Origin of the sequence: Nocardioides pelophilus (assembly GCF_014180685.1) — a bacterium.
Lineage (GTDB): Bacteria > Actinomycetota > Actinomycetes > Propionibacteriales > Nocardioidaceae > Nocardioides > Nocardioides pelophilus.
Genome location: NZ_JACEHF010000003.1, coordinates 73,073 through 88,880 on the forward strand (window position 1 = coordinate 73,073; position 15,808 = coordinate 88,880).

A 15,808-nucleotide genomic window follows, 5' to 3' on the forward strand; every position below is an offset into this window, starting at 1 on the left:
TCTAGATTTACGGGGGACCGGGTGTACGACTTCCAAGACGAGCAAGGCTCCGACGCAGGCCGGGCAGCCGGCGGTCCCCACCGCGGGTTGCTGTTCCTCGAGCTGCCCCGGGTGGCGGGCGAGCTCGCCGCGTCGCACGCGGTCGACCTGGTGGCTCCGCGCCGCCCCAGCGGTGACGGGCGGCCGGTCCTGGTGATCCCCGGCTTCTCGGCGACCGACGGGATGACCGGACGCCTCCGCAGCCACCTCAAGCGCCACGACTTCCGGGTCCACGGCTGGGGGTTGGGCTCCAACATCGGCCTCACCGACAGCAAGATCGACGGGTTGATCGATCGCTTCGAGGCCATCCGCAAGCAGTACGACGAGCCGGTCAGCCTGGTGGGTTGGAGCTTCGGCGGCGTCCTCGCGCGGTGGCTCGCCCACACCTACCCCGGCGACGTCCGCCAGATCGTGTGCCTCGGCTCGCCGTGGCGGGCCGAGGGCGAGAAGACCCGGGCGACCGGGATGTTCGAGCGGTCCCGTCGCAAGCACGGGATCTCCGACCGGGCGCGCCCGATGGTCGACCTGTTGCGCGGGCCGGTGCCGGTGCCGTGCACGGCGGTCTACTCCAAGAGCGACGGCATCGTGCCGTGGCGCGGGTGCGCCGTGGACCCGGCGACCCACCCGCCGGCCGAGAACGTCGCCGTCCTGAGCAGCCACGTCGGGATGGTCGCGAACCCACTGGTCCTCGACGTGGTGGTCGACCGGCTGTCCCAGGACCCCGACAACTGGCGGGACTTCTCCTGGCGCGAGGCCCTGACCCGGAAGTGGGCACGGCCATGAGCGGCGACCTCGACCAGCGCGACCCGGCGTACATCGCGAAGGTCCTCCCGTTCCTGAAGCTGGCCATGAAGGGCTACTTCCGGTCCGAGGTGCGCGACATCGACCGGGTGCCGGACGGCGGCGCACTGATGGTCGGCAACCACTCCGGCGGCCTGATGGCGATGGACGTGCCCGTCATCGCCGTGGCCTTCGCCGAGACCTTCGGTCCCGACCGGCCGCTCTACTGCCTGGCGCACGACATGCTGTTCACCGGTGCGGCCGGCCCGCTGTTCCGCAAGTTCGGCTTCGTGCCCGCCGACCGGGCGAGCGCCGGCGAGGTGCTCGCCTCGGGCGCGGTCACGATCGTCTTCCCCGGCGGCGACTACGACACGTTCCGCCCGACCCTCAAGGCCAACGTCATCGACTTCGAGGGCCGGAAGGGCTACGTCCGGACCGCGCTCGCGGCCGGCGTCCCGATCGTTCCGGTCGTGTCAATCGGCGGGCAGGAGGCCCAGTTCCACCTGACCCGCGGCCAGTGGCTCGGCCGGCTGTCGCCGCTGCGCAAGGTGATGCGCACCGACCTGATGCCGCTGACCATCGGCTTCCCCTTCGGCCTGGTGCCGGCCGGCGTCGGCAACATCCCGCTGCCGACCAAGATCGTGACCCAGGTGCTCGAGCCGATCCACCCGGCCGAGATCGTGGCCGAGTTCGGGCCCGACGCTGAGACCGATGGCATCGCCGAGGTCGACGAGGTCGTGCGCACGCGGATGCAGGACGCCCTCGACCAGCTGGCGCACGAGCGAAGGTTCCCGGTGCTGGGATGACTGCCCCGACGAAGGCACGCGGCAAGCTGCGGACCCAGCTGTGGGCGACCGGTCACCTGCTCCGCAGCAGGATGATCGGGCCGATGCGGCCGGACCGGTACGTCGGGATGACGCGGATCCTGCGCCGCTACGGCCCGCACGCGACCACCGGCTTCGCGCTCGCGGCCAACCGGCGACCCGACGGCATCGGGCTGATCGACGAGCGCGGCTCGTTGACCTGGCAGGAGATCCAGGACCGCGCGGACGCCCTCGCCGTCGGCCTCGCCTCGGTGAGCGACCTGCCCCCGACCTCGGTCGCGATCCTGTGCCGCAACCACCGCGGGTTCGTCGACGCGTTCCTCGCCGCCGGCCGGCTCGGGGTGCCGGGCCTGCTGCTCAACACGGGGTTCTCCGGCCCGCAGCTCGCCGAGGTGCTCGAGCGCGAGCACGCCACGCTGATCGTGTACGACGAGGAGTTCGCCGGCCTGGTCGCCGACGCCCGCGACCGGATCCCCGGCCTGACCGAGGTGCTGAGCTGGGTCGACGACGAGACCGCGACCCGTGAGCTCCCGACCGGTGATCGGCTGATCGACGCCCACCGGGGCGAGCAGCCGCCGCACAGCCGCCCGGGGCGCGTCGTACTCCTGACGTCGGGGACCACCGGCACGCCCAAGGGCGCCACCCGGAGCGGCGGCGGGCCCGAGGAGCTGGCCGCGATGCTCGAGCGGATCCCGTGGCACGGCGGGGAGACGGTCGTCGTCGCGGCGCCGACCTTCCACGCGTGGGGCTTCGGGCAGCTCGTGATCGGCGCGACGATGGCGTGCACCATCGTGCTTCGCCGCCGGTTCGACCCGGAGGCGACGCTCGCGCTCGCCGACCAGCACCACGCCACCGGCATCGCGCTGGTGCCGGTCATGCTCGAGCGGATCATGGAGCTCCCGGCCGAGGTGCTCGACCGCTACACGCTCGACAGCGTCCGGTTCGTCACCGCGAGCGGCTCGCGGATGCGGGGCGAGGCGGTCGTCGCCTTCATGGACCGGTTCGGCGACAAGGTCTACAACAGCTACAACGCGACCGAGGCCGGCCAGATCAGCGTCGCCGCGCCCGCCGACCTGCGGCACGCCTCCGACACCGCCGGCCGGCCGGTCACCGGTACGACGGTGCGCCTGGTCGACGACGACGGCAGGGAGGTGCCGACGGGCGAGGTCGGCCGGATCCTGGTGCGTGGTGCGTCGGAGTTCGACGGCTACACCGCCGGCGACACGAAGGCGTCGCTCGACGGGTTCATGGTGTCCGGCGACGTCGGCCGGATGGACGCCGAGGGCCGGCTGTACGTCGTCGGTCGCGACGACGACATGATCGTGTCGGGCGGCGAGAACGTCTACCCGGTCGAGGTCGAGCGCGCGATCGGCGAGCTGCCGGGGGTGCGCGAGGTCGTGGTCGTCGGCGTCGACGACGAGGCGTTCGGCCAGCGGCTGGCGGCGTACGTCGTGCCGGCGCAGCCGGACGCGGTCGACCCCGACGTCGTCCGCTCCCACGTGAAGGCGCGGCTCGCGGGCTACAAGGTGCCGCGGGACGTGGTGCTGCTCGACGAGCTGCCGCGCAACGCGTCCGGCAAGGTGGTCGCGCGCGACCTGCCCGGGGTGACCTGATGAGCTCGATCAGTCGGATGGCTGGTGGCGACGCGGGGTTCCTCTACATGGAGACCCCGTCGACCCACATGCACACGTTGAAGATCGCGGTTCTCGAACCGTCCTCCGACAACACCTTCGAACGACTGATCGAGATGATGACCGAGCGGCTGCGGCTGCTCCCTCCGATGCGCCGCCGCGTCGTACCCGTGCCGTTCGCGCTCCACCACCCCGTGCTCGTCACCCAGCGGCAGATCGATCCCGCCCGCCACTTCTTCCGCCACGACATCGGCGGGGCGGGCACGATGCGCGACCTCGAGCGCCTGATCGGCGAGATCTGCAGCACGCCGCTCGACCGGAGCGTTCCCCTGTGGGAGCTCCACCTGTGCGAGGGACTCGCCGACGGGAAGGTCGCCATCGTCGGGAAGATCCACCACGCGATGGCCGACGGGCTCGCCGCCAACGCGATGCTCGCCAACGTGATGGACGTCAGCTCGACGGACCTGCGGACCTCCGTGCGGACGGAGGCGACCGAGGGCGTCGACGACCCGAGCAGGAGCCTGCTCGTGCGGCACGCGCTCCGCGACGGCGCCCGCCAGCTGCTCGACTTCCCGCGGCTCGTCGCCAGCACGGTGCGGCGGCTCGCGGCCGTCGTCCGCTACCGCCGCCGGATGGACGGATCGGTGCCGTTGCCGGTCAAGGACGCGCCGCGCACGTCGTTCAACCGTCCGCTGACGCCGCGCCGCAGCTTCGCGACCGTGACCATGCCGCTCGCCGACCTGAAGCGGGTGCGCGCCGTGCACGCCGACATCGAGGGGCTGACGCTCAACGACGTGGTGCTCGCCGTGACCTCGGGCGCGCTCCGGCGGTGGCTCGACCTCCACGACGAGCACCCGCGGTCCTCGTTGACCGCAGGAGTGCCGGTGGGCCTCGATGCGGCGGACATCGAGCCGCGGCTGATCGGCAACAACGTCTCGAACCTGTTCACCACGCTCGCCACCGACATCGACGACCCGGCCGCGCGGCTGCAGGAGATCTCGACCACGACCAGGCACGCGAAGGCGATCTCGCACAGGCTGGGAGCCGCGCTGATGGAGTGGTCGCAGTTCACGCCGCCGGCGCCCTTCGCCGCGCTGGTGCGCGCCTACTCCCGGCTGCGGGGCGCGCGGCTCCACGCGTCCGCGTTCAACGTGATCGTCTCCAACGTGCCCGGACCCCGCGAACGGGTGAAGATCGCGGGCGCGCAGCTCGCCGACGTCTTCAGCGTCGGCCCGCTGACCGAGGGGATCGGCCTCAACGTCACCGTCTGGTCGTACGTCGACCGGATGAACTTCTCGCTCCTCACCTGCCCGGACCTGCTGCCGGACGTGGAGGTGCTGGCGTCGTTCTTCCCGGACGCGCTGGCGGAGCTGCTCGGGGAGCCCGAACCGGACGAGGCGGCCGAGGCCGTCCCGGAGGGCCAGGCGCGGCAGGACCAGCACGACCGGCACGACCAGCACGGGGACCACCCGCACGGAGACCAGGAGTCTGCATGACCTACAGGACCATCGGCAGGTACTCGGTGAAGGCCGGCCGGGGTGCGGCACGGGTGGGCGCGAAGGTGCTCGTCATCGGGCTGCGGAAGCTCGGCGACGGGGCCGTGCCCGACGTACCCGTGCCCCCGCAGGGCCGTGCTCTCGACCTGCCCGGTCGCGGCACGACCCACGTGCTCGACCTGCCCGGTCCGACGCCCGGTGCGCCGACGCTGCTGCTCATGCACGGGATCGCGACCACCGGCCCGCTCACGTGGTTCTCGGTGCTCGAGGAGCTGCAGCAGCACTACCGGGTGGTGACGTTCGACCAGCGCTGGCACGGGCGGGGGATCCGGTCGGAGTCGTTCACGCTCGACGACTGCGCCGACGACGCGGTCGCCGTGCTCGACGCGCTCGGCATCGACCGTGCGGTCGTGGTCGGCTACTCGATGGGCGGGGCCAGCGCCCAGGTGCTGTGGCACCGGCACCCCGATCGGGTCGCCGGTCTGGTGCTCTGCTCGACCGCCGCCCGGTGGAAGGGCCACATGGGCGAGCGGGTGTTCTTCCTGATGCTCCGCGTCGCCAACGAGGGCCTGCTCTCGATCGCGGCCGACAAGGTCCGCGTGCACGCCGAGACGCTCCCGCCGCCGGCCGAGGATGCGGCGCTGGCCGGGCTGCGCGCCTGGTGCATGTCCGAGCTGCGCTCGACCAGCCTCTGGTCGCTGCCGGTGGTCATGTCCGAGCTCGGGAAGTTCGACGCGACCGCGTGGATCAAGGACGTCGACGTGCCGACCGGGGTGCTGGTCACCGGGCACGACCGGGCGATCCCGACCGAGCGACAGCGACGGCTGGCCGCCCGGATCCCCGGCGCGATCGTGCGGGAGTCGCCCGGCGGTCACGCGTCGCTGGTCTTCGACCTGGACCGGTGGAAGCCGATCTTCCTCGACCTCGTCGACGAGGTCGTGGACGCGGCCTTCGCGCAGGCGACCGGGGACAAGGGCGTCGCTAGCGGCTGATCGCCCGTGCCGCCCGGAGGCCGCTGAGCAGCGCGCCCTCCATCGTCCCCGAGTGCAGTCCGGCGGTGTGCTCACCGGCGAGGACCAGCGGACCGACCGGTCGCTGGAGCGCCTCGGCGGCGCTGGCGGAGCGGCCGGCGAGCACGTAGGAGTAGCCGCCGCGCGTCCACGGGTCGCTGGTCCAGTCGGTGAGCAGCGCATCGCCCACGACCAGCTCGAGGTCCGGGCGGAGCGCCGCCAGCGCGGCGAGCCACGCGTCGGGTCCGTCGGCGACGGCGAGCCGCTCGCGGGCCGCGTCGCCGCCGGCGAAGCACGACACCGCGGGGACCCCGGCGTCGCCGGCCGGGTCCAGCGAGTTCCACGCCCACCACGCGAGGGCCGGGTGCTGGACGCCGGCGGGCCGGGTGCGGTCGGTCGTCGGGACCGACAGCTTCACGGCGGTGCCGGTGGCGACGCCCTCGAGGCCTTCCTGCCACACCTCGGGAAAGCCGGGCTCCCAGGCGAGCTCGTCGAGCAGGGAGAGGGGTACGGCGACCACGACCCGGTCCACCGCCAGCGACTCGCGATCCGTGGTCAGCAGGACACGCGCCCCGTCGATCGCGACGCCGGTCACCGGCGTCCCGAGCCTGACCCGGTCCCCGAGAGACGCGGCCAGCGCCGAGGCGATCCGCTGGTTGCCGCCCACCACCCGCACGGCAGCGTCGACGCGGGCCCCTTCCGCCCGGGCGACGTGGAAGCGGGCGCTGGCCGACCGGGGGTCGCCCGCGGTCGATGTCGCGATCCGCAGGTAGGCCGGGTCGCCGTCGTACTCCTCACCGAGCGCAGCAGCGAACGCCGCCGCGACCGTCGTGTCCTCGGCGGGGATGTGGGCGGCGACCGCGGTGAGGGTGCGCTCGAGGTCGTCCACCGTCGGGACGGCGCCGTTCACCCGACGCCGGTGGAAGCGCACGCCGTGCGGCGCCAGCGGCAGGCCGAGCTCGGCGCAGGTCCGGCGGATCGTGTGCTGGTCGGCGTCGATCCACTCGCCGCCCCGCTCGACCACGACCCCGTTCGGGAGCGTCGCCGACCAGGTCCGCCCGCCGACCCGGTCGCGCGCCTCCAGCACGACCACCTCGTGGCCGGCCCGGTGCAGCGACCACGCGCTCGCCAGTCCTGCCAGCCCCGCACCCACCACGCCGATCCGCACGGTGCCAGCATGACGGACCTGAGCGGTGTTTGATCGACACGTGGCTGTCTTCGGTTGGATCGTGCTCGGGCTGGTGTTCGTCGACGAACTGCTCGCGATGGCGGCGTTCGGGATCTGGGGCTGGGACCACGACCCGCGCTGGCTGCTCGTCTGGTCGCTGCCGCTCGCGGCGATGCTGACCTGGTTCTTCCTCGCCTCGCCCAAGGCGCCGTACGGCGGCACGGTGGTCCGCCCGGTCGCCAAGGTGATCGTCTTCGGCCTGGCCGCGCTCGCCCTCTGGGACTCGGACCACGAGACCTGGGCGGTCCTGTTCCTCGCGTTCTCCGTCGTCGTCAATGCCCTCGCGCTGCTTCCCAGCATCCGGGTCCTCGTCGACCAGGAGTGACGCCGACCCGGCGCGACGACCGGACCAGCCAGGCTCATCCGAATGACGGCAGACCCGTGTGAGGATGTGGCGCATGCTGCCCCGGATCGGACCGCTGCCGACCCACGAGCTGTTCGTGGGCCTCGGGGTGGCCGTGGCGGTGGTGGTCTTCGTGATCGAGGCGCGGCGCCGCGGGCAGACCGACGAGCGGTTGATCTACGTCGTCGCCGGCGCGCTCGTCGGCGGGGCGCTGCTCATGCGGCTCGGCACGTGGGCCCAGCACGTCGACCTGCGCGCCAACGCGTCCCTGGCCGAGCAGTGGGTCTACGGCAACCGCTCGATCCTCGGCGGGCTGGTGGGGGCCTGGCTCGGCGTGCACGTCGCCAAGCGGATCGCGCGCTACCCGCTGCGGACCGGCGACCTGTTCGCCCCCGCGGTCGCGCTCGGCATGGCGGTCGGACGGATCGGCTGCCTGCTCACCGAGCTGCCCGGCACCCGCACCGACGTACCGTGGGCGATCGACGGGCGGCACCCGTCGTTCGCCTACGAGATCGCCTTCCACCTCGCCGCGTTCCTCGCGCTCTGGCTGTGGCTGCGGCACGCCGACCTCCCGCCCGGCACCACCTTCGTCTGGTACGTCGCCGCGTACGGCGTCTTCCGGTTCCTCGTCGAGATCGTCCGCGGCAACGAGGTGGCGTGGCTGGGGATGACCCGGCCCCAGCTCTTCCTGCTCTGCACGATCCCCCTGCTCCTGGCGCGGATCGCCTGGCAGTGGCGGCAGGGCGCGTACGACGGGCTGCGGCCGGCCCCCGCCGAGCGGCTGGCCGCATGAGCGAGAGCCGCGGCTCGGGGATGCCGCTGCGCGAAGGGCGCATCCACCGCTACGTCAACGCGTTCTGCCCGTTGTGCCACGAGGAGCAGCCCGACCGTCCGCTCGCCGAGGTGCCGCGCCTCTCCGGCTGGCTGTCGGTCCACGCCGACCGGGTGTGGCTCGAGCGCGGCTGCGCGGTGCACGGCCTGGTGCGCACCCTCTACGACGAGTCGCCCGAGATCCTCACCTACCTCGAGCAGTGGACCGCGCCCACCAAGGTGCACACCCCTGACCGGATCGGGAACTTCAAGCCGGTGCCGGCGGCCTACGAGGACGGGCTGCCCGAGATGCAGTCGCAGCACACCTGCATCCTGCTCGAGGACCTCCTCGACCACTGCAACCTGAAGTGCCCGACCTGCTTCGCCGAGTCGTCGCCTGCCCTGGCGAGCGTGGCGCCGCTCGACCAGGTGCTCGCGTCGATCGACGCCCGCCTCGCGCGCGAGAACGGGCGGATCGACGTACTCATGCTCTCCGGAGGCGAGCCGACCCTCTATCCCCACCTGGCCGAGCTGCTCGACGAGGTCACCCGCCGCCCCGTGGTGCGGATCCTGATCAACACCAACGGCCTGCTGGTGGCCCGCGACGACGCGCTGCTCGACCTGCTGACGCTGCACCGGGAGCGGGTCGAGGTCTACCTCCAGTACGACGGCCACTCCGCCGAGGCGTCGACGCACCACCGCGGCGCGGACATCCGCCGCTTCAAGGAGGACGCGATCGAGCGGCTGTCCTCCCGCGGCATCTTCACCACGTTGACCATGACGGCGGCCCTCGGGGTCAACGACGACGAGATCGGGTTCGTGCTCAAGCGGGCGCTGGACACGCCGTACGTCGGCGGCGTCACCATCCAGCCGGTGTTCGGCAGCGGGCGCGGCAGCGGCATCGACCCGCTCGACCGGCTCACCCACACCGGCGTGCTGGCCCGGCTCGAGGACCAGACCGGCGGACTGGTGACCTGGCGCGACCTCACCGCCCTGCCGTGCAGCCACCCGCACTGCTGCTCGGTCGGCTACCTGCTCAAGGACGACGCCGGCAGCTGGCGATCGCTGGTGTCGCTCATCGGCCACGACCGCCTCAAGCAGTGGCTCGACCTCGAGCCCGACCTGCTCGCCAACCGGATCGCCGACGACACGATCCCGGCCGCGATGCGCACCATCGTGAAGGACTCGCTGCTCGACCTGCTGTCGGAGCAGTCGAGCCTGAGCCATCCGTCGATGGCGTCGATCTGGCGCGACGTCTGCCAGCACTGCGACCTCGGCATCGGGACCCTCGCCACGCTGGCCGCGTCCAGGCTCCCGGGGCAGCGGCAACGGCTGCGCGCGCTGCTCGCCGAGCGGGTGCTGCGGGTCACCGTGAAGCCGTTCATGGACATGAACACGATGATCGAGGAGCGGCTCACGCAGTGCTGCGTGCACGTCGCCACCGTCAACGAGGAGTCCGGCGCCCACCAGTGCGCGCCGTTCTGCGCCCTGCAGGCCTGGGTGCCGCTGGCGCGCACCCGGCTGTCGACGGCGACCGGCCGATGAGCGATCCCCGGCAGGTCCAGCCCCAGCGGGCGCCGGCGTACGACGCCGAGGGCGATGTGTGCGCGCACCGCTACTGGTGCCGGACGCGGATCACGGCGACGGCCCTGGCGGTGCTGCTCCTGGTCGGCCTGGTCGCCGGGACGTGGTGGTGGATCCGATGAAGGAGACGACATGAGCGACCCGACCGGCTCGTCCAACAAGACGAACAAGACGCTCGGCTACGTCCTCGGTGGCCTCGTGATCGGCCCGGCCCTGGCCGTCCTCTGCCCGGTCGTCGGCATCTGGATCGGTGGCACCGCGTCGTCCTACGGCGACGAGTACAGCGACACGCCCTTCGCGATCGGCCTGATCGCCGGGCTCGTCGCGCCGCTCCTCATCCCGGTGCCGTTCCTCTTCCACCGCAACACCCGGCCGTGGGGCGTCGGCACCCTGATCGGCGCCGCGCTGACGATGATCGTCCTCGGCGGCATCTGCGCCGGCTTCATCTACCTGCTGAGCGAGTCGACCTACTAGCGACCCGGCTCCAACTCGTCTCGAAAACCCGCCGACCCGGCTCCAAGTTGGAGCCGGGCCGGCGGGTTTGGGGCCTGAGTTCGAGCCGGGTCGGCAGTGACAGCTCGTTCCTCGCTGTCGGCTGGCCTCCTAGGTTTCGAGACGCGCGGTCGCCCCTGCTCGCAAGCTCGCAGGCGCGCGCGCCCTCAACCTCTTCGGCCGACGCCGACAGCTCGCTCCTCGCTGTCGGCTGGCCTCCTAGGTTTCGAGACGCGCGGTCGCCCCTGCTCACAAGCTCGCAGGCGCGCGCGCCCTCAACCTCTTCGGCCGACGCCGACAGCTCGTTCCTCGCTGTCGGCTGGCCTCAGACATTCCGGCGGTACTGGCCGCCGACCTCGAAGAACGCATCGGTGATCTGGCCGAGCGAGCACACCCGGGCCGCGTCCATGAGTACGGCGAACACGTTGTCGCCGTTGGTCGCGGCCTCCTTGAGCCGGGTGATCGCGGCCTCGGCGTCGTCGACGTGCGTCGCGCGGAACGCCTCGACCCGCTCGAGCTGGGCGCGCTTCTCGTCCTCGGTGGCGCGGGCGAGCTCGACGTGGTCGGGCGTGCCGTCGTCGGCGGTCGGGCTGCGGAAGGTGTTGACCCCGATGATCGGCAGCGTCCCGTCGTGCTTGCGGTGCTCGTAGACCATCGACTCGTCCTGGATCCGACCGCGCTGGTAGCCGGTCTCCATCGCGCCGAGCACGCCGCCCCGCTCGGAGATCCGGTCGAACTCGGCGAGCACGGCCGCCTCGACCAGGTCGGTGAGCTGGTCGACGATGAACGACCCCTGGAGCGGGTTCTCGTTCATGGCCAGCCCCCACTCGCGGTTGATGATCATCTGGATAGCGAGGGCGCGGCGTACCGACTCGTCGGTGGGGGTGGTGACGGCCTCGTCGTAGGCGTTGGTGTGCAGCGAGTTGGCGTTGTCGTAGATCGCGCACAGCGCCTGCAGGGTGGTGCGGATGTCGTTGAACGCCATCTCCTGCGCGTGCAGCGAGCGGCCCGAGGTCTGCACGTGGTACTTCAGCTTCTGCGAGCGCTCGTTGGCGCCGTACCGCTCCTTCATCGCGACCGCCCAGATCCGGCGCGCGACCCGGCCGATCACGGTGTACTCCGGGTCCATGCCGTTGGAGAAGAAGAACGACAGGTTGGGCGCGAAGTCGTCGATGTCCATGCCCCGCGCGAGGTAGGACTCGACGTAGGTGAAGCCGTTGGCCAGGGTGAAGGCGAGCTGGCTGATCGGGTTCGCCCCGGCCTCGGCGATGTGGTAGCCGGAGATAGAGACGGAGTAGAAGTTCCGCACCCCGTGCTCGATGAACCACTCCTGGATGTCGGCCATGCACCGCAGCGAGAACTCGGTGGAGAACAGGCAGGTGTTCTGGCCCTGGTCCTCCTTGAGGATGTCGGCCTGCACGGTGCCGCGGACGGTCGAGACGGCGTACGCCGCCAGCTCCTCCCGCTCCGCTGCCGACGGCTCGCGGCCCTCGCGCTCCCGGAACTTGTCGACCTGCTGGTCGATCGCCGTGTTGAGGAAGAAGGCGAGCACCGTCGGCGCCGGGCCGTTGATGGTCATCGAGACCGACGTCGTGGGCGAGCACAGGTCGAAGCCGTCGTAGAGCGTCTTCATGTCGTCGAGCGTCGCGACGCTGACGCCGGACGTGCCGATCTTGCCGTAGATGTCGGGGCGCTCGCCGGGGTCGCGGCCGTAGAGCGTCACCGAGTCGAACGCCGTCGACAGCCGGGTGGCGGGCTGGCCCTCGGAGAGCAGCTTGAACCGGCGGTTGGTGCGGAGCGGGTCGCCCTCGCCGGCGAACATCCGCGCCGGGTCCTCGTTGTCGCGCTTGAACGGGAAGACGCCGGCGGTGAAGGGGAAGAAGCCCGGGAGGTTCTCCCTACGCCAGAACCGCACCAGCTCGCCGTGGTCGACGAAGGTGGGTACGGCGACCCGCGGGATGTGGCTGCCGCTGAGCGACTCCTTCGTCAGCGTCGTGTGGATCTCCTTGCCCCGGATCGTCACGACCTGCTCGTCGCCGGTGTAGGACTCGACGATCCCCGGCCACGCGTCGAGCTGGCTGCGCAGCTCGGCCGGCAGGTCTCGTGACGCTTGCTGCGCAAGCTCCTCGACCAACGAGACGTCGGTCGAGACGTCGGTCGAGTCGGAGGTCGAGTCGGAGGTCGAGGAGGTCGCTCTGCGACCGTCACGAGACCCCGCGTCGCCCCCGTCGTTGGTCGAGGAGGTCGCTCTGCGACCGTCACGAGACCCCGCGTCGCCCCCGTCGTTGGTCGAGGAGGTCGCTCTGCGACCGTCACGAGACCCCGCGTCGCTCCCGTCGTTGGTCGAGGAGGTCGCTCTGCGACCGTCACGAGACCCCGCGATCTCTTCGGCGACCTCGGCCAGCCGCTGGGCACGCCGCGCCGCTTCGGCGAGCAACTCGGTCTGCTGGTGGTAGGCGCGGACGGTCTGGGAGATGTCGGCCAGGTAGCGGGTCCGGTCGGCAGGCAGGACCGACTGGATCCGGGTCGAGCTCTTGGTGGTCACCGGCGCGAGCTCGCCGGCACCGACCGCGAGGTCGTGCTCGGCCAGCAGCCCGCGGAGGAACTGGTAGAGCGCGGTGACCCCGTCGTCGTCGAAGGTCGCCGCGGAGGTGCCGAAGACGGGCATGTCGTCGGGGGAGGAGCCGAACGCCTCGCGGTTGCGCACCAACTGGCGGGCGACGTCGCGCATCGCGTCGGCGGCGCCGCGGCGCTCGAACTTGTTGATCGCCACCGCGTCGGCGAAGTCGAGCATGTCGATCTTCTCGAGCTGGGAGGCGGCGCCGTACTCCGGCGTCATGACGTAGAGGCTGGTGTCGACGAACGGGACGACGGCGGCGTCGCCCTGGCCGATGCCGGGCGTCTCGACGATCACCAGGTCGAAGCTGGCCGCCTTCAGCACCGTGAGCACGTCGCCGAGGTGGTCGGGCAGCTCGTGCGCGCCGCGGGTGGCGAGGCTGCGGAAGAACACCCGGTCGCGGTCCAGGCCGGGGCCGTTGAGGTCGAGGCTGTTCATCCGGATCCGGTCGCCGAGCAGGGCGCCTCCGCCCTTGCGGCGGGTCGGGTCGACGGCGAGCACGGCGACCCGGATCTTGTCGTGCTGGTCGATCCGCAGCCGGCGTACCAGCTCGTCGGTGAGCGAGCTCTTGCCGCTGCCGCCGGTGCCGGTGATGCCGAGCACCGGGACCTTGCGGCCCTCGGCGGCGCTGCGCAGGCGGGTCAGGACCTCCTCGTCGAGACGGCCGGACTCCGCGGCGGTGATCGCGCGGGCGACGGCGCCCCGCTCCCCGGAGAGCACCTCGTCGGCGCTCACCCCGCGCACCGTCAGCAGGTCGATGTCGCACTCGCGGACGACGGAGTTGATCATCCCCGGCAGGCCCATCCGCTGGCCGTCCTCGGGGGAGAAGATGGTGACGCCCGACCTCCGGAGCCGGTCGATCTCGTCGTGCACGATCACGCCGCCGCCACCGCCGACGACCTTGACGTGCCCGGCCCCGCGGCTGCGCAGCTGCTCGACGAGGTACTCGAAGTACTCCACGTGGCCGCCCTGGTACGACGACACCGCGACGCCCTGCGCGTCCTCCTCCAGCGCCGCCTCGACCACCTCGGCGACCGATCGGTTGTGCCCGAGGTGGATGACCTCGCAGCCCTGGCTCTGGAAGATGCGCCGCATGATGTTGATCGCCGCGTCGTGCCCGTCGAACAGGCTCGACGCGGTCACCAGGCGCACCGGGTTGGTCGGCTTGTGCAGGTCAGGCACCGCTGATCTCCTTCGTCGGGGGTCTCCACCGCAATAGTAGGACGTCCTAGTATCTCATTGCTAGGACGTCCTACTAAATTCCCGACGGACCGGTGGGTAACGTCCTCGCCATGAGGGTGGACGACCTCGGCACGCCGTACGACGGCCCGCGCGTCGCCGCGCGGGTGGTGTCGCTGGTGCCGTCGATCACCGAGGCGCTGGCGACCGACCGCCCGGAGGCGCTGGTCGGCGCCACCGACTGGTGCACGCACCCCTCCGACCTGGACGTGCCCCGGGTCCGCGGCACCAAGAACCCGGACCTGGCGGCCGTGCGAGCGCTGGCCCCGGACCTGGTCGTCGCCAACAAGGAGGAGAACCGCGAGCTCGACGTACGCCGGCTCCGGGAGGCCGGCGTACGGGTCTGGGTGACCGACATCGAGACCGTGCCGCAGGCGCTCGACTCGCTGGAGCGGCTGTACGAGGTGGCGCTCGGCTGGCCGCGCCCGGAGTGGCTGGGCCGCGCCCGCGCGCTCTGGGACGGACCGCCGCCCGCGGTGACCCAGCGGGTCGCGGTGGCGATCTGGCGCGACCCCTGGATGGTGGTCGGCGCCCGCACCTTCACCGGCGACCTGGTGCGGCGGCTCGGCTGGGAGAACGCCTTCGCGGGGAGCGTCGAGCGCTACCCGAAGGTCGACCTCGCCGACCTCGACCGCGATGACCTCGACCTGGTCCTGCTCCCGGACGAGCCCTACCTCTTCACCGCCGAGGACGGCCCGGAGGCCTTCGCGCGGACCCCGACCCGGCTCGTCCCCGGCCGCCTCCTCACCTGGTACGGCCCCGCTCTGGTCGAGGCGCGACCCGCCCTCGGGACTACCCCAGCTCCGCGCGCAGCGCAGCCGTGATCGCGTCGGAGGTGCGCTCGACCATCGCGAGGACGACGCCGAATCCGTCGGCTCCGCCGTAGTAGGGGTCGGGGACCTCGGCGCCGGGGTCGAGGGGGTCGAAGTCGCCGAACAGGCGGACCCGGTCGCCGTCGACTCGGTCGCCGCCGAGCGCGCGGAGGTCGGTCAGGTTCTGGGAGTCCATCGCCAGCAGCAGGTCGTGCTCGGTCAGCCACGAGCGACGCACCTGCTGGGCGCGGTGGGCCGAGGTTGCGTCGGCCGGGTACCCCTCGCTGGTGAGGAGTGCCGCCGCCCGCCGGTCTATGGGGTGGCCGACGTGCCAGTCGCCGGTGCCGGAGCTGACCACGCTCACCCGGTCGTCGAGGCCGGCGTCGGCGACCCGCGATGCGAGCACGACGTGGGCCATCGGCGAGCGACAGATGTTGCCGAGGCAGACCAGGGCGATCCGGTAGCGCCCGGGCTCGCGCGGGGCGGGCAGGCGGACCGCCACGCTCACTCGTCCTCGTCGACGCCGACCAGCGCGTCGAGGACCCAGGTGGTGATGCTGATGATGATCGCGCCCCCGACCGCGGACCAGAACCCGTCGACGTGGAAGCCGACGTCGAACAGGTCGGCGATCCAGTCGGTCAGCACCAGCAGGAACGCGTTGATCGCGAGCAGGAAGAGGCCGAGCGTCAGCAGGATGAACGGGATCGAGAGGATCGTGAGCACCGGCTTCACGAACGCCGTCACCAGGCTGAGGATCAACGCCACTCCGAGCAGGGGGAGCAGCTTCTCCTCGAGCTCGGCCTGGCCCTGGTCGGGGCCGCTGAACCAGATGCCGTCCATGACCTGGGCTGCGAGGGAGAGGGCGACTGCCGTGATCGCCCAGCGGGCGAGGAACGCGACCAT

15 protein-coding genes are annotated in these 15,808 nt (G+C 71.8%); 11 read left to right on the top strand and 4 right to left on the bottom strand.

Annotation, left to right across the window (positions count from 1 at the left end; all coding sequences use genetic code 11):
- The first annotated feature begins 21 nt into the window (after nucleotides 1-21).
- Genes H0488_RS01845 through H0488_RS01865 form a run of 5 tightly spaced genes read left to right on the top strand, consistent with a single transcriptional unit; the run spans nucleotide 22 to nucleotide 5,762 of the window.
- Nucleotides 22-822, top strand: a complete 801-nt coding sequence (locus H0488_RS01845) for an esterase/lipase family protein (RefSeq protein WP_183097571.1) — start codon at nucleotides 22-24, stop codon at nucleotides 820-822.
- A complete protein-coding gene (locus tag H0488_RS01850) occupies nucleotides 819-1,625 on the top strand; it encodes a lysophospholipid acyltransferase family protein (RefSeq protein ID WP_183097572.1) in 807 nt (268 codons plus the stop codon). The genes H0488_RS01845 and H0488_RS01850 overlap by 4 nt, the downstream gene beginning before the upstream one ends.
- Nucleotides 1,622-3,256 carry an AMP-binding protein gene (locus H0488_RS01855; protein WP_183097573.1) on the top strand — a complete coding sequence of 545 codons (1,635 nt, stop codon included), beginning with the start codon at nucleotides 1,622-1,624 and terminating at the stop codon, nucleotides 3,254-3,256. The genes H0488_RS01850 and H0488_RS01855 overlap by 4 nt, the downstream gene beginning before the upstream one ends.
- Complete coding sequence (locus H0488_RS01860) at nucleotides 3,256-4,770, top strand: WS/DGAT/MGAT family O-acyltransferase (protein WP_183097574.1); 1,515 nt, start codon at nucleotides 3,256-3,258, stop codon at nucleotides 4,768-4,770. The genes H0488_RS01855 and H0488_RS01860 overlap by 1 nt, the downstream gene beginning before the upstream one ends.
- The gene (locus H0488_RS01865; RefSeq protein WP_183097575.1) at nucleotides 4,767-5,762 is read left to right on the top strand and encodes an alpha/beta fold hydrolase; all 996 of its coding nucleotides are present in this window, start codon (nucleotides 4,767-4,769) and stop codon (nucleotides 5,760-5,762) included. The genes H0488_RS01860 and H0488_RS01865 overlap by 4 nt, the downstream gene beginning before the upstream one ends.
- On the opposite strand, the gene H0488_RS01870 is transcribed toward H0488_RS01865, so the two are convergent.
- On the bottom strand, nucleotides 5,752-6,948 hold the full coding sequence (locus H0488_RS01870) for a flavin monoamine oxidase family protein (protein ID WP_183097576.1): 1,197 nt from the start codon (nucleotides 6,946-6,948) through the stop codon (nucleotides 5,752-5,754). The genes H0488_RS01865 and H0488_RS01870 overlap by 11 nt on opposite strands.
- Nucleotides 6,949-6,988: 40 nt before the next feature.
- On the opposite strand from H0488_RS01870, the gene H0488_RS01875 reads away from it, so the two are divergent.
- The 5 genes from H0488_RS01875 (at nucleotide 6,989) to H0488_RS01895 (ending at nucleotide 10,219) form a co-directional block, all read left to right on the top strand.
- Nucleotides 6,989-7,333, top strand: coding sequence for a YrdB family protein (locus H0488_RS01875; protein ID WP_220794097.1), 345 nt, complete (start codon nucleotides 6,989-6,991; stop codon nucleotides 7,331-7,333).
- A 73-nt stretch (nucleotides 7,334-7,406) separates the two neighbouring features.
- Nucleotides 7,407-8,144 carry a prolipoprotein diacylglyceryl transferase gene (locus H0488_RS01880; protein ID WP_183097577.1) on the top strand — a complete coding sequence of 246 codons (738 nt, stop codon included), beginning with the start codon at nucleotides 7,407-7,409 and terminating at the stop codon, nucleotides 8,142-8,144.
- Entirely contained in the window at nucleotides 8,141-9,706 is a 1,566-nt protein-coding gene (locus tag H0488_RS01885; RefSeq protein ID WP_220794098.1) for a radical SAM protein, read from the top strand. Before H0488_RS01880 ends, H0488_RS01885 begins: the two co-directional genes overlap by 4 nt.
- Complete coding sequence (locus tag H0488_RS01890; protein ID WP_183097578.1) at nucleotides 9,703-9,867, top strand: hypothetical protein; 165 nt, start codon at nucleotides 9,703-9,705, stop codon at nucleotides 9,865-9,867. Before H0488_RS01885 ends, H0488_RS01890 begins: the two co-directional genes overlap by 4 nt.
- Nucleotides 9,868-9,877: 10 nt before the next feature.
- Complete coding sequence (locus H0488_RS01895; RefSeq protein ID WP_183097579.1) at nucleotides 9,878-10,219, top strand: hypothetical protein; 342 nt, start codon at nucleotides 9,878-9,880, stop codon at nucleotides 10,217-10,219.
- 343 nt (nucleotides 10,220-10,562) lie between these two features.
- Here the strand turns inward: H0488_RS01895 and H0488_RS23820 are convergent, their stop codons facing one another.
- Nucleotides 10,563-14,036, bottom strand: a complete 3,474-nt coding sequence (locus H0488_RS23820; protein WP_312856168.1) for a methylmalonyl-CoA mutase family protein — start codon at nucleotides 14,034-14,036, stop codon at nucleotides 10,563-10,565.
- 110 nt (nucleotides 14,037-14,146) lie between these two features.
- Between H0488_RS23820 and H0488_RS01910 the strand changes: the two genes are divergently transcribed.
- Nucleotides 14,147-14,917 (top strand): helical backbone metal receptor, encoded by a 771-nt coding sequence (locus H0488_RS01910; protein ID WP_183097580.1) that lies wholly within the window; start codon nucleotides 14,147-14,149, stop codon nucleotides 14,915-14,917.
- Here the strand turns inward: H0488_RS01910 and H0488_RS01915 are convergent.
- Together H0488_RS01915 and H0488_RS01920 are read right to left on the bottom strand one after the other, a co-directional pair.
- The gene (locus tag H0488_RS01915; RefSeq protein ID WP_312856169.1) at nucleotides 14,886-15,407 is read right to left on the bottom strand and encodes a low molecular weight protein-tyrosine-phosphatase; all 522 of its coding nucleotides are present in this window, start codon (nucleotides 15,405-15,407) and stop codon (nucleotides 14,886-14,888) included. The genes H0488_RS01910 and H0488_RS01915 overlap by 32 nt on opposite strands.
- Before the next feature lie 2 nt (nucleotides 15,408-15,409).
- Nucleotides 15,410-15,808, bottom strand: a complete 399-nt coding sequence (locus H0488_RS01920) for a phage holin family protein (RefSeq protein WP_183097581.1) — start codon at nucleotides 15,806-15,808, stop codon at nucleotides 15,410-15,412.

Excerpts from the sequence above, each read along its gene's own strand:
- H0488_RS01850 (WP_183097572.1), top strand. The coding sequence starts at position 819 with ATGAGCGGCGACCTCGACCAGCGCGACCCGGCGTACATCGCGAAGGTC.
- H0488_RS01855 (WP_183097573.1), top strand. The coding sequence starts at position 1,622 with ATGACTGCCCCGACGAAGGCACGCGGCAAGCTGCGGACCCAGCTGTGG.
- H0488_RS01860 (WP_183097574.1), top strand. The coding sequence starts at position 3,256 with ATGAGCTCGATCAGTCGGATGGCTGGTGGCGACGCGGGGTTCCTCTAC.
- H0488_RS01865 (WP_183097575.1), top strand. The coding sequence starts at position 4,767 with ATGACCTACAGGACCATCGGCAGGTACTCGGTGAAGGCCGGCCGGGGT.
- H0488_RS01880 (WP_183097577.1), top strand. The coding sequence starts at position 7,407 with ATGCTGCCCCGGATCGGACCGCTGCCGACCCACGAGCTGTTCGTGGGC.
- H0488_RS01885 (WP_220794098.1), top strand. The coding sequence starts at position 8,141 with ATGAGCGAGAGCCGCGGCTCGGGGATGCCGCTGCGCGAAGGGCGCATC.
- H0488_RS01890 (WP_183097578.1), top strand. The coding sequence starts at position 9,703 with ATGAGCGATCCCCGGCAGGTCCAGCCCCAGCGGGCGCCGGCGTACGAC.
- H0488_RS01895 (WP_183097579.1), top strand. The coding sequence starts at position 9,878 with ATGAGCGACCCGACCGGCTCGTCCAACAAGACGAACAAGACGCTCGGC.
- H0488_RS01910 (WP_183097580.1), top strand. The coding sequence starts at position 14,147 with ATGAGGGTGGACGACCTCGGCACGCCGTACGACGGCCCGCGCGTCGCC.
- H0488_RS01920 (WP_183097581.1), bottom strand. The coding sequence starts at position 15,808 with ATGGTCGCGTTCCTCGCCCGCTGGGCGATCACGGCAGTCGCCCTCTCC.